Genomic DNA, 25,190 nt, shown 5'->3' on the forward strand with positions numbered 1-25,190 from the left:
GCCGATGCTGATCGACAGCCATTGCCATCTGGATTTTCCGGATTTCGCCGACGACCTCGACGGCATCGTGGCGCGCGCCGAAGCCGCCGGCATCGCCCGGATGGTGACGATCTCGACCCGGGTGCGGCGGTTGCCGGAGCTGATCAAGATCGCCGAGCGCTTTCCCAACGTGTATTGCTCGGTCGGCACCCATCCGCATCACGTCGACGAGGAAGACGGCATCTCAGCCGAGGAGCTGATCGCGGCCACCGCGCATCCGAAGCTGGTGGCGCTCGGCGAAGCGGGGCTCGACTACTTCTATGAGCGCGGCTCGCGCGAGGCGCAGCATCGCGGATTTCGTGTCCATATTGCGGCGGCGCGTGCCACGGGTTTGCCACTGGTGATTCACACCCGCGAGGCCGACCAGGATTGCGCCGAAATTCTTCGCGAGGAGATGGCCAAGGGACCTTTCAAGGCGGTGCTGCATTGCTACACCGGCGGGCGGGAGTTGGCGATGACGGCGATCGAATTGGGACTGTTCATCGGCTTCACCGGCATTCTCACTTTCAAGAAGACCCAGGCGCTTCGCGACCTCGCCGCCGAACTGCCGGCGGATCGCATTCTGGTGGAAACCGACTCGCCGTATCTGGCGCCCGGCAAATTCCGCGGCAAGCGCAACGAGCCGGCTTTCATCGTCGAGACCGCCAAGCTTTTAGCGGAGCTTCGCGGCGTTTCGCCCGATGCCATCGCGCGGCAGACCACCGCGAATTTCTTCGCGCTGTTCAACAAAGTGCCGCGCCCTGCGGGTGTCGCATGACGCTGACGCTGACGATCCTCGGCTGCGGATCCTCCGCCGGCGTGCCGCGCCCGGCGCTGGGCTGGGGCGCGGCTGATCCGACCAACCCGAAGAATCGGCGCCGCCGCTGTTCGCTGCTGGCCGAGCTGTCGTCGGGCGAGGGCATCACCCGCGTGGTGATCGACACCTCGCCGGATCTGCGCGAGCAACTGATCGATGCCGAGGTCGATCACATCGACGCGGTGTTCCTCACGCACGAACATGCCGACCAGACCCACGGCATCGACGACCTGCGCTCGGTGGTGATGGCGCAACGCAGCCGGATTCCGGTGTATCTCAACAAGGCCACCGCGGCGCATATCCTGCTGCGGTTCTCCTATTGCTTCGAACAGGCGCCGGGCAGCGATTATCCGGCGATCCTTGAGGCGCGCGACATCGAAGCCGGCGAAAGCCGCACGGTGCAAGGCAAGGGCGGGGCGCTGACGCTGACGGCGTTCCTGGTGCAGCACGGCAGCATTCCGGCGCTGGGCTATCGGATCGGCAACGCCGCCTACACGCCCGACGTCCACGACATTCCGGTGCAGAGCTGGCCGCAGCTCGAGGGGCTCGATCTGTGGATCATCGATGGGCTGCGCTACAAGCACCATGGCAGCCACTTCAATATCGAAGCGGCGCTCGGCTGGATCGACCGCTTCAAGCCGAAGCGCGCGGTGATCAACAACATGCACGCCGACCTCGATTACGAGGTGCTGCGCGGACAGCTGCCGCCGCAGGTCATTCCGGCCTATGACGGCATGCGGCTACCCCTGGATGACGCGACGGCTATAGCGTTTTCGAGCGAAGTGGATTCCGGTTCGCGTGACGAAAACGCGTCAAAATGAGAATCTAGAACTCCGGTTCTGATTCTATCAGAACTGGAATAGCTCTAGGATCGCGATCCATTACCAGGAGTAACGCACCCGGCCGCTGCCGCCATATCTGGTGGCGTGCTCGGCGAATTCGCCATCCAACTGCGCACCGACCGAGAAGCCGTTGCGGAAGCGCAATTCCGCGCCCGCCGTGGCCAGCAGCAGATCGTCCGGCGTCGCAGCACCATAGACCGTGAAGTTGGAGCCCGGCAGCGCCAGGAATGAGGCGTTCATGATTGGATTGGAGACCCGGTCATGCGCCCAGGCGGCGCGACCGCGCAGGATCAGAACGTCGCCGTCGCCGATCGGATGGGACTGATCGAACCAGGCGCCGAGTTCGGTCCGAACCGCGGTTTCGGTGCGGGCGTCATAGCCGCGCGCGAAGTCCGAATTAAACGTCTCGGCGTAAGCCGGCGTCCAGAATGCCTGGGCCTGCAGCGCGGCGTAGGGCGTGATGCCGAATTCCGGGACCATCCACACGCTTGGCACCGCGAAGCGATAGCCGCCTTCGAGCCGCGCGCCGAGATTGTTGGCGTTGAAATGCGCGGTGAGGTGGTCGGCGGTGGCCACCGACAAGAACTGATCGGTGGTGACGTCATGCCAGGCGTAAGCCACCGCCGCCGACACATAGGCGGCGTGGAAGCGGGTGGTGCTGTAGATCGCCGATTGAAACATGTCGCTGTGTCCGCTGCCCAATCCGTTGGCCAGGGCGTAATTGGTGCCGCCGCCGCCGAGCGCGAAGCCGACGATGGTGTCGGGCAAGATCCGATAGTCCAACCCGGTGGCGAAGCCGAAGCCGCGGCTGGAGCGATCACTGGTGTCCCACGCGGCATTGCCGCGGGTCTGACTCTGGCCGCCATAGGCCGCGCCCCAGACGCTCCAGCGCGGATCCAGATTGGTGGACAGGCCACGGTCGATCGCCGCGGCGGCCGGCGCCTTGGTGGCGATGCGGCCCTCCGGCGCGTAACCGAGCGTGCGGACCACCGGCGCCGGGCCGAAGCCGCGGCCGTCGGCGGTCATGCCGCTGGCGTAGGGATTGAGCACCAGCGACAAGAACGAGTTCATCGCCAGGATGCCGGTCTGCGCCATCCCGGTGCTGGATTCCCCCGACAATTGCCGCAGCACCACCGCCAGCGCCTCGGGAGACAGCGCCGACAGATTGAGGAAGCCCTGCGGGAAGCTGCCGGCCACGGTATTGTCGCTCCCGATCGCATTGACGAAGGCATTGTTGATGATGCTGGTCACCACCGTCGCCGGCGGCGTCACCACCGGGGTGGTCACCACCGGGTTCGTCACCACTGGGGTCGTAACCACCGGGGTAGTCGGCAGCAACGTCACCGGGGCGCAGCTCGACAATGCCCTGGCCGCGATGTTGTTGGTATCAAGCGTCACCGCACCGTTGCGCGCGAGCGCGCTGCCGCAGCTGATGTTGGCGCCGGTGTTGAGCGTGATGCTGCTCAGCGCCAGAATGTCGCCGACAAACGCCGTCGTGGTTCCAAGCGTCGCCGAACTCCCGACGCGCCAATAGACATTGCTGCCGAGGCCGCCGCCGATCACCGTGACGCTGGCGGCGCTGCCGGTGGTCAACGTGCTGCCGATGTTGAAGATGAAGATCGCATTGGGATTGCCGAGCGCATTCAGCGTCAGCGCGCCGGTCAACTGCGCCGACGAAGCGAAATTATAGACGCCGGGCGTCAGCGTCAGGCCGCCGAGATTCTGTCCGGTCAGATCGCCGGTGGTCGGCCGGCTGGCGATGGCGTTGTAGCCGCTGGCGAGATCGATCTGGGCCTGGATGGCGATGGCGTCGCCGATGTAAATGCCGCCCGGCGCGGTCACAATGCCCGGGGGAAATCCGCTCACCGAGCTGCCCGGACTGAGGCCAAGGCTGCCGATCAGCACGGTCGGGCCGGTGTTACTCACCGCGGAGCCCGCCAGCACCGCAAAATTGGCGGCCGAGCCGAGGTTGGGCGTCTGTGCCCACGCGGCCGACGGCGCCACCAGCAGGGTCAACCAGGCGAGCCGCAGACCGAGCTTGCGCGCGCGCTTTTCCAAACGACGCAGCGATCGTCGAGGACAAGGGGACGAGCGGATAGGCGAGCAATCAGCCCCGGACTCAAGCATGGTGATTCCTTGTGCAACAAAGGAAACTCCTCACGCTTAAGCGAATGCGCTCATCGCATTATGAGATTTGAGTCAAAGTTTACGCTGAGAGTTGATGGTTAACAAATCCCTAATTTGATAGCTGGTAGCACTACCAGTGGCTGCTACTCCGAAATCGCTTTCGCTGATTTCACCTGGTCGCGCAGCATGAACTTCTGGATCTTGCCGGTCGAGGTCTTCGGAATCGTCGCAAACCTCACGACCTTCGGGGTTTTGAAGCCCGGCATGTGTTCGCGGCAGAAGGCGATGATCTCGGCCTCGGTGGCTTGCGCGCCGTCCTTCAATTCGACGAAGGCGCAGGGCACTTCGCCCCATTTCGGATCCGGCTTGGCGACCACCGCAGCGAACAGGATCGCCGGGTGCTTGTAGAGAATGTCCTCGACCTCGACCGAGGAGACGTTCTCGCCGCCGGAGATGATGATGTCTTTGGAGCGATCCTTAATGATGACATAGCCCTGCTCATCAAGCACGCCGAGATCGCCGGTGTGAAACCAGCCGCCGGTGAAGACTTCCTGGGTGGCCTTCTCGTTTTTCAGGTAGCCCTTCATCACGATATTGCCGCGGAACATCACCTCGCCGATGGTCTCGCCGTCGCGCGGCACCTCGGCCATGGTGTCGGGATCGCGCACCGTGACGGCTTCCTGCAGCGGGTAGGGGACGCCCTGCCGGCGCTTCAACTGGGCGCGCTCGGGCGCCGGCAACGCATCCCAGCCGGGTTGCTCGGCGCACACCGAGGCGGGGCCGTAGACTTCGGTCAGGCCGTAGACGTGGGTCAGCTTGATGCCGATGGTTTCCGCGCCGGCCAGCACCGCGACCGGCGGGGCCGCGCCGGCGATCAGTCCGACCACCGGCTTGTTGCGCGGCGCCTTCGGCGCGCCGGGGGCGTTGATCAGCGTGTTGTAGACGATCGGCGCGCCAGCCATGTGGGTGACGCCGTGTTGCTCGATCAGCGCGAAGATCTTCGGGGGATCGACCTTGCGCAGGCAGACATTGACGCCGGCGGCCGCGGCGATGGTCCAGGGAAAGCACCAGCCGTTGCAATGAAACATCGGCAGCGTCCACAGATACACCGGATGCGGCCCGAGATTGCCGGCCAGGATGTTGCTGACCGCGTTGAGATAAGCGCCGCGGTGATGGGTCACCACGCCCTTCGGATTGCCGGTGGTGCCGGAGGTGTAGCCGAGCGCGATGGCGTCCCATTCGTCGTCGGGGCGCTGTGCGATGAAATCCGGATCGCCGGCGGCCACCGCCGCCTCGTATTCGATCTCGCCGATCCGCTGGCCGCCGCTAAAGCTCGCATCGTCGACGTCGATCACCAGCGGACGCGGACCGGCCATCAGCGCCAGCGCGTCGGAAATCACCGCGGAGAATTCCGGATCGACCAGGATCACCTTGGCGCCGCCATGGTCGAGCTGGAACGCGATCGATAACGGCTCCAGCCGGATGTTGAGCGCGTTCAGCACCGCGCCGAGCATCGGCACCGCAAAATGCGCCTCGTTCATCGCCGGCACGTTGGGCAGCATCGCCGCCACGGTATCACCGCGTCCGACGCCGCATCCGGCCAGATACGACGCAAAGCGATGGCAGCGTTCGCGGGTCTGCCCCCAGGTGAAATGCCGGCCCTCATAGACCGTGCTGGTGAGCTGCGGATAGACGTTGGCGCTGCGCTCGAGGAAGCTCAGCGGCGACAGCGGCACGTAATTGGCCGGCGTCTGCTGCAACCCGATGCGGTATTGATTCGACTCGGATGTCATGGACGAAACCTCATTGTATCAAAACGTTGGGCGCGTTTCTTTGACCGATGCGACAGCAGGGTGCCGGCTCTTTGGGCGGTCCCCGAATCCGATCGAAGACCAGGGAACACGGCCACAATAATCCAACCCGGCATCCGCGCCAGCGGATCACGCCGCGCCGGTGCGGGCAGGGCAACGCTCGGGCTACAGATGCTTAGGCGAGCTTGCCGACGGATTTTTCCAATAGCGACCAAGCCTGCTCGCCATATTTGGCTTTCCATTCGGCGTAGAAGCCGGCCTTGCGCAGTTTTTCGCGGAACGGCGCAGCGGCGGTCTGGTTGAAGGTCAGGCCCTTGGCGATCAGCTCGCCGTGCACGGTCTCGTTCAGCATGGCGGTGTCGGCGCGCTCGTTGGTCGCTGCGGCGTTGATGTTTTTGGCGACGATGCCGCGCAGATCCTCCGGCAGCTTTTCCCAGGCCCGGCGGTTGGCCAGAAACCAGAAACCATCCCACATATGGTTGGTCAGCGAGCAATATTTCTGCACCTCGTAGAGCTTCGCGGCGGAGATCAGCACCAGCGGATTTTCCTGGCCCTCGACCACCTTGGTCTGCAGCGCGGAATACACTTCGCTGAAATTGATCGCGGCCGGCGCGGCGTCGAAGGCCTTGAACATCGAGGTCCATAACGGAGACACCGGCACCCGGATCTTGAAGCCCTTGAAATCGTCGGGGCCGGTGATCGGCCGGGTCGAGGAGGTGGTCTGGCGAAAGCCGTTGTCCCAGATCTTGTCCATGACCACGAGGTTGGCCTTGCTGATCTCGCCGCGCACGTAAGCGCCGAGTTCGCCGTCCATCGCCTTCCACACCGTGTCGTAGTCCGGGAATGCAAAGCCGATGCCGTTGATCGAGGCGGCCGGCACCAGCGTCGCCAGGATCAGCCCCGACAACGTAAAGAACTCGACGCCGCCGGAACGGATCTGGCTCAGCATGTCGGTATCGGAACCGAGCTGATTGCTGGGGAAGATCTGGATGTCGACCCGGCCGCCGGTCTCCGCCTTGATCGCCGCCGCCATCTCGCGAGCGCGCACGTTCAAGGGATGGGTGCTGGGCAGGTTGTTGGCGTATTTGTAGATGAATTCGGCCTGTTGCGCGCGTGCCGCCCATGGCGCCGCGCCGCCGCCCAGCACGGTCACGGCCGCCGATGCCTTCAACATTGTCCGCCGCGAAACCCTCATCGGTTTTCCCCCGCCAATCCTTGTTGTCGCCAAGCCCGCAAATGCGCGTTGGTCATCTGGTCATCATTCAAACTCGATCCGGTCAAGTGTTTCCAGCGCGTTCGAGCAACCAGCCGACGCCGTCCACGGCGCGACGCGGGTTCGCCAGAGCCTGCTGCGTTGCACGGCGCGCCGCGGTGTGCCACGCCGCCGCGGCCGGCAGCTTACCCGCCGAGGCTTGCGCGGCGCTCCGCTGCAGCGGACGGGGCTTCGCGGCAGACCGCTTGGCAGAGCTGACCGACAGGAGGTTCTGCGGCGACCATGGTCGCCGCGCGGCGCAACTCTTTGAGCTGATTTCAATATTCGCTGTGAATTTATATTCCATAATATACCTTATGCGAATTATACCACCCAGGCGCCAGCGCTCCCCCGGCGCCGACGGCGCAGATATTGCGCACCCTCAAAGATCGACATGGCTCCAAAGGCCGTCGCGATCCCTGATAAGATCGACAGGTTTTCACAGACGCGGCGAGACCTGCAGGAGCAGCGATGTACACACGACGCCACTTCACCGAACGCGGTCTGGCGACTGTGCTGGGAGCCTGTCTGGCGCCGGGATCTGCCGTCGCGGCAGATGGCGATTGCTTCGCATCGCTGCCGGCGGCGTTTGCCGGGATCGAAGCAACCAGCGGCGGCCGACTTGGCGTTGCGGTTCTCGATGTGAAATCTGCCGCTATCGTCGGTCACCGTCTGGATGAACGTTTTCCGATGTGCAGCACGTTCAAGCTCATCGCTGTGGGAGCCATCTTGGCCCGGGTCGATGCCGGAATTGAACAGCTCGAGCGACACGTGCGCATCGAACCGCAGGACCTCCTTTCCTATGCGCCGATCTCCGAACAGCGGGTCGGCCAAGACAAGACATGTCGGTCGCCGAACTCTGCGAAGCGGCGCTCGTGCTCAGCGACAATACCGCGGCCAACCTGCTGCTGACCCGGCTCGGTGGCCCGGCCGCGTTGACCGGGTATGCCCGCTTCCTCGGTGACGACGCGACACGGCTCGATCGCACGGAGCCGGATCTCAACGAAGCCACACCGGGCGATCCTCGCGACACGACCACGCCGGCAGCGATGGCCCGCACCGTCCGGACGCTCGTGTTCGGGACGGCCCTCGCCCCGACCTCGCGGGATCGTCTGATCAAATGGCTGGTCGACTGCAAGACCGGCAGCGCCAGGTTGCGGGCCGGACTGCCGCCGTCGTGGCGCGTCGGCGACAAGACCGGAAGCGGCAGCGATGGTTCGAGCAACGACGTCGTGGTGATTTGGCCGCAGCATCGGCCGCCTCTCATTATCGCGGCCTATCTCACCGAAACGTCGGGCTCCGACGACGAGCGCAACGCGACCCATGCCGCGGTGGCTCGCTCCGTCGCGGCGAGCCTGGCCCGATGAGCAGCCGGATCCGACGGTGTTCGGATCCGGGACACCGCCTTGGAAAACCTCCGGCCTCGGGCCGTGCGAGCGACGCCGGGCCGATCCGCTCGTTGGACCGGGCCGGTACGGCGAAATTTGCAAGATTCCCGGCGATATTGGCTACCGTCCCCGCCGGTATTGGGTTAAATCGCCGGTTTCACCGGGTTTGAGCGCCCCGCGGCTGCGGGCGCAACCGCATCTGACGGATCTGAATCATCATGGACGCAACCAATTTCGGGCCGGCGGGCGCCGCCGCCGTGCGCCGCAAGCCGTTGAATTCCCCCGCGCAGGTGCTGCTGGCGAGCCTGATCGGCACCACGGTCGAGTTCTTCGATTTCTACGTCTATGCCACCGCGGCCGTGCTGGTGTTTCCGACGCTGTTCTTTCCCAATAACGATCCGATGACGGCGCTGTTGGCCTCGTTCGCCACCTTCTCGATCGCATTCTTCGCCCGGCCGTTCGGCGCCATCATCTTCGGGCATTTCGGCGACCGGGTCGGGCGCAAGACCACCCTGGTCGCGGCCTTGCTGACGATGGGAATTTCCACCGTGGTGATCGGTCTGATTCCGAGCTATCAGCAGATCGGCGTGATCGCGCCGTTGCTGCTGGCGCTGTGCCGGTTCGGCCAGGGATTCGGGCTCGGCGGCGAATGGGGCGGCGCGGTGCTGCTGGCCACCGAGAACGCGCCCGATGGCCAGCGTAGCTGGTACGGCATGTTTCCGCAGCTCGGCGCGCCGGTCGGGCTGTTTCTGGCCTCCGGCGTATTCTGGATCCTGCTGCACTTCATGTCGCAGGACGCGCTGCTGGCCTGGGGCTGGCGGATTCCCTTCATCGCATCGATCGTGCTGATCGCCATCGGCCTGTGGGTTCGGCTGTCGATCACCGAGACCCCGGAATTCCAGCGCGCCATCGACAAGGCCGAGCGGGTCGCGGTGCCGGTCCTCGACGTGTTCCGCTATCACAAGCGCAGCCTGCTGATCGGCACCTTCATGGCGCTGGTGACCTTCGTCGCATTCTACATCTGCACGGCCTATCTGTTGTCCTACAACGTCAAGGTCGCCGGGGTGTCGTTTCGCGACGCGCTGCTGGTGCAGGTCTACGGCTCGACGCTGTTCGGCCTCAGCACCATCGCCGCCGGCAAGCTCGGCGACCGCTTCGGACGCCGCACCTTGCTGCTCGCCAGCACGATCATCTTCGGGCTGTTCTCGTTCGCGCTGGCGCCGCTGCTAGCTGCCGGCCTGCTCGGCATCTACGTCTTCACCACCGTCGGCATGCTGCTGTTCGGGATGAATTACGGCGTGATCGGCGCGGCCCTCGCGGCGCCCTTCCCGACCCGGGTGCGCTACACAGGCTCCTCGATCACCTTCAACCTGGCCGGCATTTTTGGCGCGTCGCTGGCGCCCTATATCGCGACCTGGCTGCAGGCCAATTACGGCATGAGCTATGTCGGCTACTATCAGCTCGCCGCCGCAGCAGTGTCGCTGCTGTGCATCCTGGCCGCGCGTAAGGCCGAGATCTGATTTTTCGGGCGCCGTCGCGGCCCTGCAGGCTGCGACGACGCTGATGTCCGCTCAGGCGGCGCGCACCGTGCTGAGGAATTTGCCGACTTCCAGCTTCAGCCGGTTGCTGTCGCGTGACAGCGACTGCGCCGCCGACAGCACCTGCGAGGAGGCCGAGCCGGTCTCGCTGGCGCCGTGCTGCACGTTGCTGATATTGGCGGAGACCTCGTGGGTGCCCGCCGCGGCCTGCTGCACGTTGCGGGAGATTTCCTGGGTGGCGGCGCCCTGCTGTTCGACCGCCGCGGCGATGGTGGAGGAGATTTCCGACATCTTGCCGATGATCGTGCCGATCTCCTTGATGGCGCCGACCGACTGTTGCGTCGCCGACTGAATGCCGGTGATCTGCTGGCCGATCTCGCCGGTGGCCTTGGCGGTCTGGCTGGCCAGGGCCTTGACCTCGGAGGCCACCACGGCGAAGCCGCGGCCGGCTTCCCCGGCGCGAGCCGCTTCGATGGTGGCGTTCAACGCCAAGAGATTGGTCTGTCCGGCGATCGAATTGATCAGTTCGACGACGTCGCCGATGCGCGCCGCGGCGCTCGCCAGTTCGCCGACCCGGTCGTTGGTGGTGCGCGCCTGGTCGACCGCCTCGCCCGCGATCCGGGCGGAGTCCTGCACCTGGCGGCTGATCTCGGTGATCGAGGAGCTCATTTCCTCGGTTGCCGACGCCACCGACTGCACATTGGTCGAGGCTTCCTCGGAGGCTGCCGCGACCACGGTGGCGAGGCTCTGCGCCCGCTCCGCGGTGGCCGCCAACGTGGTGGCTGAGGCTTCCAGCTCGGTGGAGGCCGACGACACGGTTTCGATGATCTCACCGACCGCGCCTTCGAAATCGTCCGCCATGCGGTGCATCTCGCTCCGGCGCTGCTCGGCGGCCTGACGATCGCGCTGCGCCTTGGCCTCGGCCTGCTCGCGCGCGGCGTTTTCGGAGTTCTGCCGGATCGTCACCACGTTCTTGGCCATGTCGCCGATTTCGTCCGCGCGCTGCGCGCCGGGAATCTCGATGTCGAGCTGCCCGCCGGCCATCTTGGCCAGCGCGCCGTTCAAGCCGGTGAGCCCGGCGGCGACCCGGACAATCACGAACAGCACCGCGGCGATGCCGATCAGCACCGCCAGCGAGCCAACCACGATCGTGGTCGACCAGGCGGAATTGTAGGAGTCGCGCGCCGCGGCAGTGGCCGCGGCGGCGCCCTTGTCGTTGAGATCGACGTCGGCGTCGAGCACCTGAAGCACCTCGTCGAACATCGGCCGGGCACCCGCATCATCGGCCTTCAACAGGTCGCCGCCCTTGCCCGAGTTGGCCAATTCCGACATCTGCAACTGCAGCTTCAGATAGGCCGACCATTTGTCCTTGACCTCGTCCCACAGCTTGCGTTCCTGCGGGCTGCTGATCAGCGGCTCGTAGCGCTTGGCCAGTTCTTCGACCGCCCCTGCCCGCATCGCCTGATTGGCCACCAGCTTCTGGCGGTAGTCGGCGTCGCTGGCGAGCAGCACCCGCAGGCTCGCCACCCGGTAGCGCACCGCGGCGTATTTGATCTCGCCAAGCTGCTTGACCGAGGGCAGCCAGTTCGAGGCGATGTCCTCGCTCTTCAGATTGACCGCTCCGATCTTCGACAGCGACATCCACGCCTGCCCGATCAGCACCACGAGCAGCAACGAGACGATCCCGATCAGCGACGTCTTCAGCGAAATGCGCACCGGACTTCCTTTAGATTATGCCAGTCCCCGCCAAGCTGCGCGATCGGTTCCCCTCGCAACCTTTGGGCTGCGGCGGGCCCGCGACGACAGGACGGCGCCAAGGGCCTGGCGCAAGATTCGATCGTGCAACCTTGCCGACGATTAATTGCGGAAAAGTTGAGGAAGTCATTCGTGGAACTACCAGTTGAGCCGGCGGCCGCGATTGGCGCCGAGATCTGCGCGCGATGCCGATTGCGAACAAAGCAGGAATCTGGGAGCGTCGGGTTTTCCGAAGGACGATTCGTGCCGCAGGCCTATCTCGACGGACTCAATCCGGAGCAACGCTGCGCCGTCGAGCATGGCATCGGCGCGGGGTATGGCGCGCCGCCTGCCCCGGCGCTGCTGGTGATCGCCGGCGCCGGTTCCGGCAAGACCAACACCCTGGCGCACCGGGTGGCGCATCTCTTGGTCAACGGCGCCGACCCGCGGCGGCTGCTGTTAATGACGTTTTCACGCCGCGCCGCCGCCGAGATGAGCCGTCGGGTGGAGCGCATCGTCCGCAAGGCGATGGGGACCCAGGCCGGCGTGGTCAGCGACGCGCTGACCTGGGCCGGCACCTTCCACGGCATCGGCGCGCGGCTACTCCGCGAGCACGCCGAACAGCTCGGGCTCGATCCGGCCTTCACCATCCACGACCGCGAGGATTCCGCCGACCTGATCAATCTGGTGCGGCACGAGCTGGGATTTTCGAAAACCCAGAGTCGGTTTCCCACCAAAGGCACTTGTCTTTCGATCTATTCGCGCTGCGTCAACGCCGAGGCGGCGCTCGATCAGGTGCTCGGCGCGTCGTTTCCGTGGTGCGCCGGCTGGGCCGCCGAGCTGAAGCAACTATTCGCGGGCTATGTCGAAGCCAAGCAGCGCCATCGCGTGCTCGATTACGACGACCTGTTGCTGTACTGGGCGCAGGCGATGGCCGATGCCGGCTTCGCCGCCGACGTCGCCAGCCGCTTCGATCACGTGCTGGTCGACGAATATCAAGACACCAATCGGCTGCAGGCCTCGATCCTGCGGGCGCTGAAACCCAGCGGTGCCGGCCTCACCGTGGTCGGCGACGACGCGCAGTCGATCTATTCGTTTCGTGCCGCGACGGTGCGCAACATTCTGGATTTCCCCGGCCAGTTCAGCCCGCGCGCCACCGTGGTGACGCTGGACCGCAATTATCGTTCAACGCAGGCCATTCTGTCGGCGGCCAATGGCGTGATCGATCTGGCCAAGGAGCGCTTCACCAAGAACCTGTGGACCGATCGCGCCGCAGGCTCAGCGCCGCAACTGGTCGGCGTGCGCGACGAGGCCGATCAGGCGCGCTACATCGTCGAGCGCGTGCTCGACAATCGCGAGTCGGGCGCGCTGTTGAAGCAACAGGCGGTGCTGTTCCGCACCTCGTCGCATTCCGGCCCGCTGGAGATCGAGCTGACCCGGCGCAACATTCCGTTCGTCAAATTCGGTGGGCTGAAGTTCCTCGATGCCGCGCATATCAAGGACCTGTTGGCGCTGCTGCGCTTCGTGCAGAATCCGCGCGACCGCGTCGCCGGCTTCCGGCTGCTGCAGCTCATCCCGGGCATCGGTCCGAGTTCGGCGCAACGCGTGCTCGATCACATCGCCGCCGCGGCCGATCCGATGACAGCGCTCGGCGAGGCCCCGGCGCCGCCGCGCGCCGCCGCCGACTGGCGCGAGCTCATCGCCACGCTCATCGATCTGCACCGCGGCGCCGGCTGGCCGGCCGAATTGGAGCGTGCGCGGCTGTGGTACGAGCCGCATCTCGACCGCATCCACGAGGACGCCCTCACCCGCCGCGCCGACCTGATCCAGCTCGAACAGATCGCCGGCGGCTATCCGTCGCGCGAACGCTTTCTCACCGAGCTGACGCTGGATCCGCCCGACGCCACCAGCGACCAGGCCGGCGTGCCGATGCGCGACGAGGACTATCTGATCCTGTCGACGATCCATTCCGCCAAGGGCCAGGAATGGAAGTCGGTGTTCGTGCTCAACGTGGTCGACGGCTGCATGCCGTCCGACCTCGGCACCGGCACCTCGGCCGAGATCGAGGAAGAACGCCGGCTGCTCTACGTGGCGATGACAAGGGCCAAGGACGACCTGCATCTGGTGGTGCCGCAGCGTTTCTTCACCCATGGCCAGAACGCGCAGGGCGACCGCCACGTCTACGCCTCGCGCAGCCGTTTCATTCCGGATCGGCTGCTCGGACTGTTCGAACGCGTCAGCTGGCCGCGGGTGACGGCGGCCACCGCCGCCGCGCAGCGACAAGGTCCGCGGCTCGACATCGGCGCGCGGATGCGCGGCATGTGGCGATAGTCAGACCTCGCCGAACGATCCGCGCATCCTGCGAGATCGATCGGCGCGACGCGCGCTCCGCCGGTGTCGGCTGTGCGCAGAAGCGACATCGCATTTGCCGATGCGACGCCGCAGCTGCGACGCGGCGTCAGGCGCTGACGCCTCGGGTGCTGAAGTCGTATTTGTGCGCCGCTTCGAACGCCGAGAAGATCACGATCACCGGCACCGTGACGATCTGGCTGCCGTTGAGGATCGAGACGTCGGAGTAATGCCCCTTATACGGGCTCTTCTCGTAATGCGCGCCCGCTGTTCCGGGGATCTGGATCTGCCGCTGATGCGGCGGCGTGACGATCAGATTGAGCAACAGGATCGCCGGATTGAAGCCTTGTGGACTGGCTTCCTCCAGCTTGGCCTTGAAGCCCGGCGTCGGCGTCGCCACCAGGCAGCTGACGCTGAGTTCGGCCGGACCGACCACTCCGGAATGCACGATCGCCGACACGCTGTCCGGAAAGATCGGAAAGTCCGGCACCGGCTTGCTGCTCAGATCGGGCAGCGCCTCGATCTTCGGGAACGTCACGGCGGCGTGGCCGGCCTCCTTGCCGTCGACGATGCTGAACACCACCACGAAGGAGTCCTTGCCCGGCCGCGGATGCAGGCCGGCCAGCGAATCCGAGACATAATGCACGAACTGCGCGCAAAGGCCGTGGCGATGCGCGATTTCAAAATTGAAGAACTCGGCCCCGGCAATGGGGCTCGGCCGCTTGGTAATCGCGCCGGCGGTGTAGCACGAGTTGGGAACCAATGCCTTGACCAACAGCGTGAAGCTGCCATCGGGTTGAGGAATGAGGGAGAGTTCGGGCTCGAACATAGTAGCCTCCAACGACATGAAATGAATTCGCGAGAGCCAACTTTGTGCAAGGTAGAGTTGCACATTCCGGACCCGAAGTTAAATCACGGCTAATTGTAGTGGGTCGGGATCGTTGCCGCGGCGCAACGAATGGCTTCACAATCGCGCGGGATGTTACCGCGCCGGCGCCGCCGCGGTGCTGATCGGTGGCTCGATCTGATTGTCGACGATCACCGGACTTTCAAACCAGCTGATCACCGGCGCAACGCCGTAGAGTTGCGTCACCCGCGCCGTCCATTCGCCATCATAGACCTTCTCCGCAGCGGCGCGGGATTCCCACAGATAGACCCCGCCGGCGGTGCGGCCGTCTTCCGAGCGGATGTAGTACTTGCGGATCAGGCCCGGCAGCTTGTGATATTTCGGCGCGCTGCTGGCGAAGCGCCGCGTCGCCTCCTGCAGCGTGATCGGCGCCGGCAGATGAAATTGCACCACGGTCGTGATCATCTCGATGCCTCCTACGGTCGGGGCCGGTGTCCCCGCTCCGGCCTGCGATGCTAAGCAGGTAGTGCGACGATCGCATGGCGCAAGCCGTCGCCCGATGCCGCCGTGCACCGCGCTGCAACATGGCAGCGCCGGGCAAAGCGCCTCGACAGCGCGACGATTTCCCGCCTATCCTGCATCGCATGAGCATCAGCGAGCACCCGCATTCCCATGAGCATTCGGAGTTGTCCGAGACCGAATTGCGGGTCCGGGCGCTGGAAACCATTCTGGTCGAGAAGGGCTATGTCGATCCCAAGGCGCTCGATCTGTTGATCGAAACCTACGAGACCAAGGTCGGGCCGCGCAATGGCGCCCGCGTCGTCGCCAAGGCCTGGAGCGATCCGGCCTATCACGCCCGCCTGATGGAGAACGGCAGCGCGGCGATCGCCGAACTCGGTTACCAGGGCCGCCAGGGCGAGCACATGGTGGTGGTCGAGAACACGCCCTCGTTGCACAACATGGTGGTCTGCACGCTGTGCTCCTGCTACCCGTGGCCGGTGCTGGGGCTGCCTCCGGTGTGGTACAAATCCGCCGCCTATCGCTCCCGCGCGGTGAAGGAGCCGCGCGCGGTGCTGCGCGAATTCGGCGTCACGCTGCCGCTGCACACCGAGATCCGGGTGTGGGATTCCACCGCTGAAATCCGCTATCTGGTGCTGCCGCTGCGGCCCGCCGGCACCGAGGGCTGGAGCGAGCAGCAACTGGCGGAGCTGGTGACCCGCGATAGCATGATCGGCACCGGGCTTGCCAAACATCCCGCGGAGCCGCGCTGATGGATGGCGCGCACGACATGGGCGGCGTCGCCGGCTTCGGCCCGATCCTGCCGGAGCCGAACGAGCCGGTGTTTCATGCGGAATGGGAGCGCCGCGCCTTCGCGCTGACGCTGGCGATGGCCAAGCCCGGTGGCTGGACCATCGACATGGCGCGCTTTGCCCGCGAGAACCGCACCCCGCAGGATTATCTCGGCAAGAGTTACTACCAGATCTGGCTGGCGGGGCTCGAACGATTGATGGCCGAGCGCGGCCTGGTGACGCCCGAGGAGATCGAAGCCGGGCGGTCGCTGCATCCGGCAAAACCGCTGCCGGTGCTGCGCGCCGACGAGGTCGCGGCAATGCTGCAACGCGGCGCGCCGACCTTGCGCAAGCCGGCGCGCCCGGCGCGGTTTGCGATCGGCGCGAGGGTGCGCGCACGGTCGCTGCAAACGCCGGGGCACACCCGGCTGCCGCGTTACGTTCGCGGCCATCTCGGGGTGATCTGGTGCGTGCACGGCTGCCACGTATTCGCCGACGCCAATGCCTGCGGCAATGAGGATCCGCAATGGCTCTACACCGTCAGCTTCGACGGCTCGGAATTGTGGGGCGACGCCGCCGAGCCGGACACCCGGATTTCGGTCGAGGCCTGGGAATCCTATCTGGAGCCGGCGCCATGACGCAGCGCGCCGACCCGACGATCGACGGCGCGGTCGAACTGCCCGGCCTGCCGCGCGACGACGATGGCCCGGTGTTTGCCGAGCCGTGGCAGGCGCAGGCCTTTGCGATGGCGCTGGCGCTGCATCAGCGCGGGCTGTTCAGCTGGAGCGAATGGGCGGCGACGCTGGCCGAGGAGATTGCGCGCGCGCAGGCCGCCGGCGATCCCGACCGCGGCGACAGCTACTACCAGCATTGGCTGGCGACGCTGGAACGGCTGATCGCCGAGAAAGGCGTCGCCAGCGTGGAAACTCTGCATCGCACCCGCGACGCCTGGGACCGCGCCGCGGACCGCACCCCGCATGGCGCGCCGATCCTGCTGCAGCCGCAGGATTTTGCGACGTAGCGCTGGGCGCGAAGTTATGTGCGAGCGATGTCGCGGCGGCGTCATCCTGAGGTGCGAAGCCGCGTCAGCGGCGAGCCTCGAAGGATGACGCGCCGAATGTGCTGCCCATCCTTCGAGGCCTGATCTGCGCGCACTCGCGCGCAGATCAGGCGCCTCAGGATGACGCCGTGCCGGCAGACAACGACGCTTGGCCGGCCTGATACTCCCGCCAACCCTTGGCGCGGAGCTGGCAGGCCGGGCATTCGCCGCAGCCATAGCCCCAATCGTGCCGTCCGCCGCGTTCGCCGAGATAGCAGGTGTGAGAATGTTCGCGGATCAGGTCGACCAGCGCCGCGCCGCCGAGCTCATGCGCCAGCGTCCAGGTCGCGGCCTTGTCGCGCCACATCAGCGGGGTGTGCAGCTGAAAATCCGTCGCCATGCCAAGATTGAGCGCCACATTGAGCGCCTTCAGCGTGGCGTCGCGGCAGTCCGGATAGCCGGAGTAATCGGTCTCGCACATCCCGCCGACCAGCGCGCCGATGCCGCGCCGATACGCCAAGGCGGCTGCGAAGCTCACGAACAAAAGATTGCGTCCCGGCACGAAGGTGTTGGGCAAGCCGTCGGCGCCCATCGCGATTTCGACGTCGCGGGTCAAAGCGGTGTCGGAGATCGTCGCCAGCGTCGGGATCGAAAGCGTGTGGCTGTCGCCGAGTTTTTTCGCCCAGTCCGGATGGATGTCTTTGAGGCCTTCGATCAGCCGCTCGCGGCAATCCAGTTCAACGGCGTGGCGCTGGCCGTAGGCGAAGCCCAGCGTCTCCACCCGGGCAAAGCGCGACAGCGCCCAGGCAAGACAGGTGGCGGAATCCTGGCCGCCGGAAAACAGCACCAGGGCGGCGTCGTGTTGCAAGATCTGGCTCATCGGCTGCCCTTAGCATTGCCGGGCGGCCAGGCCAAACCGCTGGCGGTTTTTTGCTGGGCGGCCGGCCGCGGCTGCGGCATAGAGGGCGCATGCGTCTTAAGCCCCGGTGTGCCATGACCCCTTCCCGCGATATCGCCCGTCTCCTCGAAATCATGGCGGCGCTGCGCACCCCGGGGGCCGGCTGCCCCTGGGATCTCGAACAAGACTTCGCCAGCATCGCGCCGTTCACCATCGAGGAAGCCTTCGAGGTCGCGGAAGCGATCGCGCGCAACGACCTCGACGACCTGCGCGACGAGCTCGGCGACCTGTTGCTGCAGGTCGTGTTCCACGCCCGGATGGCCGAGGAACAGGGCGCGTTCGACTTCGGCGGGGTGGTCGAGGCGATCACCCGCAAGATGATCCGCCGGCACCCGCACGTGTTCGCCGACAGCACCGGCCGGCTGACGCCGTCGGACGTCGAAGGCGCCTGGGAGCGCATCAAGGCGGAGGAGAAGGCCGAGCGCGCGGCGCGGCGCCCCGCGCAGCCCGAGCAGACGCCGTCGCTGCTGTCCGGCGTCAAACCGGGGCAGCCGGCGCTGACAAGGGCGATGGAACTGCAGCGCAAGGCCTCCACGGTGGGATTCGACTGGAACGATCCGCGTGCGGTGCTGGCCAAGATCCGCGAGGAAGCCTGCGAGATCGAAGCCGCGCTCGACGCCGGCAACAGCGCCGAGATCGCATCGGAGACCGGCGATCTGATGTTCGCGCTGGTCAATCTGGCGCGTCACGTCGGCGCCGACCCGGAGATGGCGCTGCGCGGCACCAACGCCAAATTCGAGCGCCGCTTCGGCTACATCGAACGCGCGCTGGCGGTGCAGGGCCGCGGCTGCACGGAGGCCTCGCTCGCCGAAATGGACGCGCTGTGGAACGAGGCCAAGGCCGCCGAGTCGCGGGACTGAGCCGGCCACGGGCCCCGCTTGCCGCTGATGTCATGGATGAATGATCCCTCGTAATAATCTGCGGACCAAGGATTTTGTCTGCCTCCACGCCCGCCTGGCGCGGCGGACGCTGGGGAAACCGCGCCGCAGCGCTTATGTTGGGGGTCAACCCCTCCACCGACAGGATCGAACCCCTTCCCCATGCTGGCTACTGAACTTGCAATCGTCGTCGTGCTGATCGTCGTCAATGGTCTGTTATCGATGTCCGAACTGGCGATCGTATCGTCGCGGCCGGCGCGGCTCGCGCTGCTGGCGCAGAAGAAGATCAGAGGCGCCGATCAGGCGCTAACGCTGGCGTCGGATCCCGGCAAATTTCTCTCCACCGTGCAGATCGGCATCACCCTGGTCGGCGTGCTGTCCGGCGCGTTTTCGGGCGCCACGCTCGGTCAGCGGCTGAGCGCCTGGCTGCTCGAGGTCGGCGTCGGCCCCGGCGCCGCGGAGATTCTGGGCTTTGGCCTGGTGGTGACGCTGATCACCTACGCCACGCTGATCGTCGGCGAATTGGTGCCGAAGCAGGTGGCGCTGCGCGATCCCGAGGCGGTCGCGGTCAAAGTGGCGCCGGCAATGGCGGTGCTGGCCACGGTGTCGCTGCCGCTGGTGTTCGTGCTCGACCTCTCCGGCAAGGCGATCCTGGCGCTGCTCGGCCAGAGCGGCGCCGCCGAGGACAAGGTGTCCGAAGACGAGATTCACAGCCTGGTGTTGGAAGCCGAAACCGCCGGCGTGCTGGAGCCCGGCGAAAAGGAAATGATCGCCGGCGTGATGCGGCTCGGCGACCGCCCGGTCGGCGCGGTGATGACGCCGCGCCCGGAGGTCGACGTGATCGACCTCAACGACCACCCCGACGCGATCCGCGAGATCTTCGCCCAAAGCCCGCATTCGCGGCTGCCGGTGTCGGACGGCGACCGCGACAACCCGATCGGGATCATCCAGGCCAAGGACGTCCTGGTGGTCTATATGCGCGGCGAAAAACCCGATGTGCGGGCGCTGGTGCGCGACGCGCCGGTGATTCCCTCCACCGCCGACGCCCGCGACGTGCTCGCGGTGCTGCAGCGCTCCGCAGTGCATATGGGGCTGGTGTACGACGAATACGGCGCGTTCGAAGGCGTGGTGACCACCGCCGACATTCTGGAATCGATCGTCGGCGCGTTCAGTTCGGAGACCGGACCGGCGGAGCCCGCCTATGTGCGCCGCGACGACGGCTCGCTGTTGGTGTCGGGCTGGATGCCGGTCGACGAATTCGGCGATCTGTTGGCGATTCCGGTTCCGGACCATCGCGACTATCACACCGTCGCCGGGCTGGTGCTGCAGCATTTCGGCGCGCTGCCGCAGGTCGGCGACAAGTTCGACGACCACGGCTGGCGGTTCGAGATCGTCGACCTCGACGGCCGCCGCATCGACAAGATTCTCGCCAGCAAGCTCGACGAGGCCGAGCCGGCGGCCTGACGCCGCGCGCTGGCCGCGATCGCGGCGCGCTCCGCGCCCGATCGCTCGGCGCAGTTCGATATCCCCCGCCGGCCTGGCCCGCGCGCTGCAGCAAGCCGGCCTTCGGAACGTTGTTTGCTGCCGGCCGGCCGTTGCCGCTGTCGCAGTCGATCCGGCCGGCTGCGAGCTCGCCTTAGAACGGGATATCGTCGTCCATGTCGCTGGAGCGGCCGCCGCCGCCGCTGCTGGCGGCCGCCGGCGCGCGCCGCGGCGGTGCGCTGGACGGCCCGCTGGAGCCGAAATCGCCGCCCGAGGAATCATCCGCGCCGTATCCGCCGCCGCCGCCACCGCTGCGGCCGTCGAGCATGGTCAGCGTCGAATTGAAGTTCTGCAGCACCACTTCGGTGGAGTACTTCTCGACGCCGCTCTGGTCGGTCCATTTGCGGGTCTGCAACTGCCCTTCGATGTAAACCTTGGCGCCCTTCTTCAGGTACTGCTCGGCAACCCGGCACAATCCTTCATTGAAGATCACCACGCGGTGCCACTCGGTCTTTTCCTTGCGCTCGCCGGAATTCTTGTCGCGCCAGGTTTCCGAGGTCGCGATCCGCAGATTGGCGATCGGCCGCCCATCCTGAGTTCGCTTAATTTCCGGATCGGCGCCCAGATTGCCGATCAGAATCACCTTGTTCACGCTTCCCGCCATCGCCGCTCTCCACTCGCTAGAACTCTGCACACGGCCGCGCCCAGAGATCGGGACGGCCATCGCAAACTGACGCCACCAGCCGCCACCTCGGTGACAGGCTATACCCTCTCAATCGACCCGCGCGGGGCCGCTCAAAGCGTTATCCACATCGCGATCACGGCATTATGTTCGAGTTTTGTTCTTGTGGCCAGGGCGAAATCGAAAACGGTTGTGGGTTCATCGGGTTCCCGCGGCGGCCGCGGTCCGGCCGCGGCCCGGACGGCCAGCGTGGCGGAATACCGCAGGGAAATCACCGGCTTCGAGGGTCGTCACTTGATCGCCGAGTGTTGCTTTTCGGTGACGGCTTTTCGCGCGAAACAGCGTATAACTACTCGCGGAATAAGGGTGCTCGCGCTTCGAACTGCCGTTGCCGGACACGAAGCGATTATGATTGGAGAGGCTGCAATGAAGAGATTTTTGCTCGGTACGGTTGGTCTCGTCGCTTTGGGTATGGCCGCTCCCGCGGTCGCTGCTGATCTTCCCGCTCGCACCTATACCAAGGCGCCGGCCTATGTCGCGGCGGTGTATGACTGGTCCGGCTTCTACATCGGTGCCAACGCCGGCGGCGGCTGGGCCAAGGACCGCTGGACCGGCGGGATCGACGGGCTGGACTATGGATCGCACACCGCAGACGGCGCGGTGGCCGGCGGCCAGATCGGCTATCGCTGGCAGAGCGGCACCTGGGTGTTCGGCCTGGAAGCGCAGGGCGACTGGGCTGACATCAAGGGCAACCACACCGACTTCGCCGGATTTGTCGACAATTCCAAGCTGAAGGCGTTCGGCTTGTTCACCGGCCAGGTCGGTTATGCCTGGAACAACGCGCTGCTCTACGTCAAGGGCGGTGCAGCGGTCACCAGTTCCAGCTACAACTATTTCTTCCCGGGCGTCGCTGGGTTTGATGGCTCGACGAGTGACCGGACCCGTTGGGGCGGCACCGCCGGCGTCGGCCTGGAATACGGCTTCGCGCCGAACTGGTCGGTCGGCGTGGAATACGATCATCTCTTCATTGATCGTAAGACCGAGAACTTCACCGGCAACCTTTTGGGCACCTTCCGCACCGGCGGCGACACCGATCTGGTCACCGCCCGGCTCAACTATCGCTGGGGCGGCCCGATCGTCGGCCGCTACTGAGCTTCGGCCGTCCTGCACGGTTGGACCCGCCTGCACGGTTGAACTTGTCTGACGAATGGCCGGCGCTCCAGCGCCGGCCATTTTGTTTGCACAGCGCCAACGCCTGGTCAGGCGCGGCCGAATCGGCGCCTCACCGCTCGCGCTGCGGGCCGCCGGCAACAAACCGTTGATGGCCGCCTCGCGGCACTGGAAATCCCGCCTCGTTCTTCCTATGTTCCAAGGCTAGGTTCAAGCCAACCAACTGGCGTCAGATCCGGTCATTCCGGGGCTGCGCGCCCTTTAACGTGGCGCGGCGGCGTCCAGGACAACCTGATGGATGAAGTGATCAAGGCCAAGCGGCAGGCGGGCTCCCAGCAGCGCGCCATTACCATTCGCGGTGCGCGCGAACACAATCTCAAAAACGTCGACCTCGAGATCCCGCGCGACCAACTGGTGGTGTTCACCGGGCTGTCCGGCTCCGGCAAGTCCTCGCTGGCATTCGACACCATCTATGCCGAGGGCCAGCGCCGCTACGTCGAATCGCTGTCGGCCTATGCCAGGCAATTCCTGGAGATGATGCAAAAGCCCGACGTCGACCAGATCGACGGGCTGTCGCCGGCGATTTCGATCGAGCAGAAGACCACCTCGAAAAACCCGCGCTCCACGGTCGGCACCGTGACCGAGATCTACGACTACATGCGGCTGTTGTGGGCGCGGGTCGGCGTGCCCTATTCGCCGGCCACCGGGCTTCCGATCGAAAGCCAGATCGTGTCGCAGATGGTCGACAAGGTTCTGGCGCTGCCGGAGGGCACCCGCCTCTATCTGCTGGCGCCGGTGGTGCGCGGCCGCAAGGGCGAATACCGCAAGGAGCTCGCCGACTATCTCAAAAAGGGCTTTCAGCGCGTCAAGATCGACGGCGCGTTCCATGAACTCGCCGAAGCGCCGGTGCTCGACAAGAAATTCCCGCACGACATCGACGTCGTGGTCGACCGCATCGTGGTTCGCCCGGACCTCGGCCAGCGGCTGGCCGAGAGTTTCGAGACCGCGCTGAAACTCGCCGACGGCCTCGCGGTGATCGAATATGCCGACGCGCCGGCGCTTCCTTCACCTCCCCCTGGAGGGGGGAGGTCGACCGCGAAGCGGTCGGGAGGGGGTGAAGCCGCAAGCTCTGCGCACCCCACCCCTCCCCCTCAAGGGGAGGGTGAAAAAAAGAAAGTCGCCAAGATCCACGACAAGACCGGCGCCGAACGCATCCTGTTCTCGGAGAAATTCGCCTGCCCGGTGTCCGGCTTCACGATTCCCGAGATCGAGCCGCGGCTGTTTTCCTTCAACAACCCCTACGGCGCCTGCCCGGAATGCGGCGGGCTCGGCATCGAGCAGCACATCGACGCCGACCTGGTGATCCCCGACAAGGAGCTGACGCTGCGCAAGGGCGCAATCGCACCCTGGGCGAAATCGTCGTCGCCCTATTACATCCAGACCCTGACCGCGCTCGGCAAGTACTACAAGTTCACGCTCGACACCAAGTGGAAGGACCTGCCGAAGAAGGTGCAGAACGCGCTGCTGCACGGCTCCGGCGACGACGAGATCAAATTCTCCTACGAAGACGGCGTGCGCTCTTACGACACCAAGAAGCCGTTCGAGGGCGTGGTCACCAATATCGAGCGCCGCTTCCGCGAAACCGAAAGCGAATGGGCGCGCGAGGAGCTCGGCAAGTATTTCTCCGACGTGCCGTGCGCCGGCTGCCACGGCTTCCGGCTGAAGCCGGAGGCTTTGTGCGTCAAGATCGGCGGCAAGCACATCGGCGAGGTCTCGGAACTGTCGGTGCGCCGCGCCGGCGAATGGTTCGAGACCGTGCCGTCCTTGCTGAACAAGCAGCAGAACGAGATCGCGGTGCGGATCCTGAAAGAGATCCGCGAGCGGCTGTCCTTCCTGCTCGACGTCGGGCTGAACTACCTGACGTTGGCGCGCGCCTCCGGCACATTGTCGGGCGGCGAGAGCCAGCGCATCCGCCTCGCCTCGCAGATCGGCTCGGGCCTCACCGGCGTGCTCTATGTGCTGGACGAGCCGTCGATCGGGCTGCACCAGCGCGACAATGCGCGGCTGTTGGATACGCTGCGGCGGCTTCGCGACCTCGGCAACACCGTGATCGTGGTCGAGCACGACGAGGACGCGGTGCTGGCGGCGGACTACGTGGTCGACGTCGGCCCCGGCGCCGGCACCCATGGCGGCCATATCGTGGCGCAAGGCACCCCCGCCGAGGTGATGAAGAATCCGAAATCTCTGACCGGCAAATATCTCACCGGCGAATTGTTCGTGCCGGTGCCGGAGCGGCGGCCGCCGAACCATCGCCGCACCCTGAAGGTGATCAACGCCCGCGGCAACAATCTGAAAAACGTCTCGGCGGAAATCCCGCTCGGGCTGTTCACCTGCGTCACCGGCGTCTCCGGCGGCGGCAAGTCGACGCTGTTGATCGACACGCTTTACAAAGCGCTGGCGCGGAAGCTCAACAACGCCAGCGAAGGCGCAGCACCGCACGACCGCATCGAGGGGCTGGAGCATATCGACAAGATCATCGACATCGACCAGTCGCCGATCGGCCGCACCCCGCGCAGCAACCCCGCGACCTACACTGGCGCCTTCACGCCGATCCGCGAATGGTTCGCCGGGCTGCCGGAATCCAAGGCGCGCGGCTATGAGCCCGGCCGTTTCTCGTTCAACGTCAAGGGCGGCCGCTGCGAGGCCTGCCAGGGCGACGGCGTGATCAAGATCGAGATGCACTTTCTGCCCGACGTCTACGTCACCTGCGACCTCTGCAAAGGCAAGCGCTACAACCGCGAAACGCTCGAAGTGCTGTTCAAGGGCAAGTCGATCGCCGACGTGCTCGACATGACCGTGGAAGAAGCCGCCGAGTTCTTCAAGGCGGTGCCCCGCGTCCGCGAAACCTTCAAGACCCTGCACCGCGTCGGGCTCGACTACATCCATGTCGGCCAGCAGGCCACCACGCT

19 protein-coding genes and 1 pseudogene are annotated in these 25,190 nt (G+C 65.7%); 12 read left to right on the plus strand and 8 right to left on the minus strand.

Annotated elements, in window-relative coordinates:
- Positions 1-4 precede the first annotated feature (4 nt).
- Together VGC77_RS10565 and VGC77_RS10570 are read left to right on the plus strand one after the other, a co-directional pair.
- Positions 5-796 (plus strand): TatD family hydrolase, encoded by a 792-nt coding sequence (locus VGC77_RS10565; protein WP_331171540.1) that lies wholly within the window; start codon positions 5-7, stop codon positions 794-796.
- Positions 793-1,656, plus strand: a complete 864-nt coding sequence (locus VGC77_RS10570) for an MBL fold metallo-hydrolase (RefSeq protein WP_331171523.1) — start codon at positions 793-795, stop codon at positions 1,654-1,656. The genes VGC77_RS10565 and VGC77_RS10570 overlap by 4 nt, the downstream gene beginning before the upstream one ends.
- Positions 1,657-1,716: 60 nt before the next feature.
- Here the strand turns inward: VGC77_RS10570 and VGC77_RS10575 are convergent, their stop codons facing one another.
- From VGC77_RS10575 to VGC77_RS10585, 3 genes are all read right to left on the minus strand, one after another.
- Positions 1,717-3,735 (minus strand): ice-binding family protein, encoded by a 2,019-nt coding sequence (locus VGC77_RS10575; protein WP_331171524.1) that lies wholly within the window; start codon positions 3,733-3,735, stop codon positions 1,717-1,719.
- Positions 3,736-3,947: 212 nt separating this feature from the next.
- Positions 3,948-5,597: an acyl-CoA synthetase gene (locus VGC77_RS10580; RefSeq protein ID WP_331171525.1), complete on the minus strand. Its 1,650-nt coding sequence runs from the start codon at positions 5,595-5,597 to the stop codon at positions 3,948-3,950.
- 193 nt (positions 5,598-5,790) lie between these two features.
- Positions 5,791-6,810: a TRAP transporter substrate-binding protein gene (locus VGC77_RS10585; protein WP_331171526.1), complete on the minus strand. Its 1,020-nt coding sequence runs from the start codon at positions 6,808-6,810 to the stop codon at positions 5,791-5,793.
- Positions 6,811-7,338: 528 nt separating this feature from the next.
- Between VGC77_RS10585 and bla the strand changes: the two are divergent.
- Positions 7,339-8,234, plus strand: a pseudogene (gene bla / locus VGC77_RS10590) (class A beta-lactamase).
- A gap of 239 nt (positions 8,235-8,473) precedes the next feature.
- The gene (locus tag VGC77_RS10595) at positions 8,474-9,775 is read left to right on the plus strand and encodes an MFS transporter (protein ID WP_331171527.1); all 1,302 of its coding nucleotides are present in this window, start codon (positions 8,474-8,476) and stop codon (positions 9,773-9,775) included.
- Positions 9,776-9,826: 51 nt separating this feature from the next.
- On the opposite strand, the gene VGC77_RS10600 is transcribed toward VGC77_RS10595, so the two are convergent.
- Positions 9,827-11,509, minus strand: coding sequence for a methyl-accepting chemotaxis protein (locus VGC77_RS10600; RefSeq protein ID WP_331171528.1), 1,683 nt, complete (start codon positions 11,507-11,509; stop codon positions 9,827-9,829).
- 282 nt (positions 11,510-11,791) lie between these two features.
- Between VGC77_RS10600 and VGC77_RS10605 the strand changes: the two genes are divergently transcribed.
- Positions 11,792-13,858 carry an ATP-dependent helicase gene (locus VGC77_RS10605; protein ID WP_331171529.1) on the plus strand — a complete coding sequence of 689 codons (2,067 nt, stop codon included), beginning with the start codon at positions 11,792-11,794 and terminating at the stop codon, positions 13,856-13,858.
- 127 nt (positions 13,859-13,985) lie between these two features.
- Here the strand turns inward: VGC77_RS10605 and VGC77_RS10610 are convergent, their stop codons facing one another.
- Positions 13,986-14,705, minus strand: coding sequence for a hypothetical protein (locus VGC77_RS10610; RefSeq protein ID WP_331171530.1), 720 nt, complete (start codon positions 14,703-14,705; stop codon positions 13,986-13,988).
- Between the two features lie 153 nt (positions 14,706-14,858).
- A complete protein-coding gene (locus tag VGC77_RS10615; protein WP_331171531.1) occupies positions 14,859-15,188 on the minus strand; it encodes a YdhR family protein in 330 nt (109 codons plus the stop codon).
- A 179-nt stretch (positions 15,189-15,367) separates the two neighbouring features.
- Here VGC77_RS10615 and nthA point away from each other — a divergent pair, with 179 nt between their 5' ends.
- The 3 genes from nthA to VGC77_RS10630 are packed head-to-tail and all read left to right on the plus strand — an operon-like array spanning position 15,368 to position 17,033.
- The gene (gene nthA / locus VGC77_RS10620; RefSeq protein ID WP_331171532.1) at positions 15,368-15,994 is read left to right on the plus strand and encodes a nitrile hydratase subunit alpha; all 627 of its coding nucleotides are present in this window, start codon (positions 15,368-15,370) and stop codon (positions 15,992-15,994) included.
- Positions 15,994-16,650 carry a nitrile hydratase subunit beta gene (gene nthB, locus VGC77_RS10625; protein ID WP_331171533.1) on the plus strand — a complete coding sequence of 219 codons (657 nt, stop codon included), beginning with the start codon at positions 15,994-15,996 and terminating at the stop codon, positions 16,648-16,650. The genes nthA and nthB overlap by 1 nt, the downstream gene beginning before the upstream one ends.
- A complete protein-coding gene (locus VGC77_RS10630; protein WP_331171534.1) occupies positions 16,647-17,033 on the plus strand; it encodes a nitrile hydratase accessory protein in 387 nt (128 codons plus the stop codon). Before nthB ends, VGC77_RS10630 begins: the two co-directional genes overlap by 4 nt.
- A 154-nt stretch (positions 17,034-17,187) precedes the next feature.
- Here the strand turns inward: VGC77_RS10630 and queC are convergent, their stop codons facing one another.
- Positions 17,188-17,931: a 7-cyano-7-deazaguanine synthase QueC gene (queC, locus tag VGC77_RS10635; RefSeq protein ID WP_331171535.1), complete on the minus strand. Its 744-nt coding sequence runs from the start codon at positions 17,929-17,931 to the stop codon at positions 17,188-17,190.
- A 113-nt stretch (positions 17,932-18,044) separates the two neighbouring features.
- Between queC and mazG the strand changes: the two genes are divergently transcribed.
- Entirely contained in the window at positions 18,045-18,869 is an 825-nt protein-coding gene (gene mazG, locus VGC77_RS10640; RefSeq protein WP_331171536.1) for a nucleoside triphosphate pyrophosphohydrolase, read from the plus strand.
- A gap of 180 nt (positions 18,870-19,049) precedes the next feature.
- The gene (locus tag VGC77_RS10645) at positions 19,050-20,351 is read left to right on the plus strand and encodes a hemolysin family protein (protein WP_331171537.1); all 1,302 of its coding nucleotides are present in this window, start codon (positions 19,050-19,052) and stop codon (positions 20,349-20,351) included.
- A 172-nt stretch (positions 20,352-20,523) separates the two neighbouring features.
- On the opposite strand, the gene VGC77_RS10650 is transcribed toward VGC77_RS10645, so the two are convergent.
- Positions 20,524-21,033 (minus strand): single-stranded DNA-binding protein, encoded by a 510-nt coding sequence (locus VGC77_RS10650; RefSeq protein WP_331171538.1) that lies wholly within the window; start codon positions 21,031-21,033, stop codon positions 20,524-20,526.
- 444 nt (positions 21,034-21,477) lie between these two features.
- Here VGC77_RS10650 and VGC77_RS10655 point away from each other — a divergent pair, with 444 nt between their 5' ends.
- Both VGC77_RS10655 and uvrA read left to right on the plus strand, forming a co-directional pair.
- Positions 21,478-22,203, plus strand: a complete 726-nt coding sequence (locus VGC77_RS10655; RefSeq protein ID WP_331171541.1) for an outer membrane protein — start codon at positions 21,478-21,480, stop codon at positions 22,201-22,203.
- Between the two features lie 312 nt (positions 22,204-22,515).
- A partial coding sequence (uvrA, locus tag VGC77_RS10660; RefSeq protein ID WP_331171539.1) for an excinuclease ABC subunit UvrA occupies positions 22,516-25,190 on the plus strand: 2,675 nt, incomplete at its 3' end.

This window comes from Rhodopseudomonas sp., assembly GCF_036404135.1.
In the GTDB taxonomy this organism is placed as follows: Bacteria; Pseudomonadota; Alphaproteobacteria; order Rhizobiales; family Xanthobacteraceae; genus Rhodopseudomonas_A.

Bases quoted from the DNA above. Each gene is read 5' to 3' on its own strand.
- VGC77_RS10580 (WP_331171525.1), bottom strand. From the start codon at position 5,597: ATGACATCCGAGTCGAATCAATACCGCATCGGGTTGCAGCAGACGCCG.
- VGC77_RS10610 (WP_331171530.1), bottom strand. From the start codon at position 14,705: ATGTTCGAGCCCGAACTCTCCCTCATTCCTCAACCCGATGGCAGCTTC.
- nthA (WP_331171532.1), top strand. From the start codon at position 15,368: ATGAGCATCAGCGAGCACCCGCATTCCCATGAGCATTCGGAGTTGTCC.
- queC (WP_331171535.1), bottom strand. From the start codon at position 17,931: ATGAGCCAGATCTTGCAACACGACGCCGCCCTGGTGCTGTTTTCCGGC.
- VGC77_RS10570 (WP_331171523.1), top strand. From the start codon at position 793: ATGACGCTGACGCTGACGATCCTCGGCTGCGGATCCTCCGCCGGCGTG.
- mazG (WP_331171536.1), top strand. From the start codon at position 18,045: ATGACCCCTTCCCGCGATATCGCCCGTCTCCTCGAAATCATGGCGGCG.
- VGC77_RS10615 (WP_331171531.1), bottom strand. From the start codon at position 15,188: ATGATCACGACCGTGGTGCAATTTCATCTGCCGGCGCCGATCACGCTG.
- VGC77_RS10655 (WP_331171541.1), top strand. From the start codon at position 21,478: ATGAAGAGATTTTTGCTCGGTACGGTTGGTCTCGTCGCTTTGGGTATG.
- VGC77_RS10650 (WP_331171538.1), bottom strand. From the start codon at position 21,033: ATGGCGGGAAGCGTGAACAAGGTGATTCTGATCGGCAATCTGGGCGCC.
- VGC77_RS10585 (WP_331171526.1), bottom strand. From the start codon at position 6,810: ATGAGGGTTTCGCGGCGGACAATGTTGAAGGCATCGGCGGCCGTGACC.
- VGC77_RS10565 (WP_331171540.1), top strand. From the start codon at position 5: ATGCTGATCGACAGCCATTGCCATCTGGATTTTCCGGATTTCGCCGAC.
- VGC77_RS10630 (WP_331171534.1), top strand. From the start codon at position 16,647: ATGACGCAGCGCGCCGACCCGACGATCGACGGCGCGGTCGAACTGCCC.
- VGC77_RS10645 (WP_331171537.1), top strand. From the start codon at position 19,050: ATGCTGGCTACTGAACTTGCAATCGTCGTCGTGCTGATCGTCGTCAAT.
- VGC77_RS10595 (WP_331171527.1), top strand. From the start codon at position 8,474: ATGGACGCAACCAATTTCGGGCCGGCGGGCGCCGCCGCCGTGCGCCGC.
- nthB (WP_331171533.1), top strand. From the start codon at position 15,994: ATGGATGGCGCGCACGACATGGGCGGCGTCGCCGGCTTCGGCCCGATC.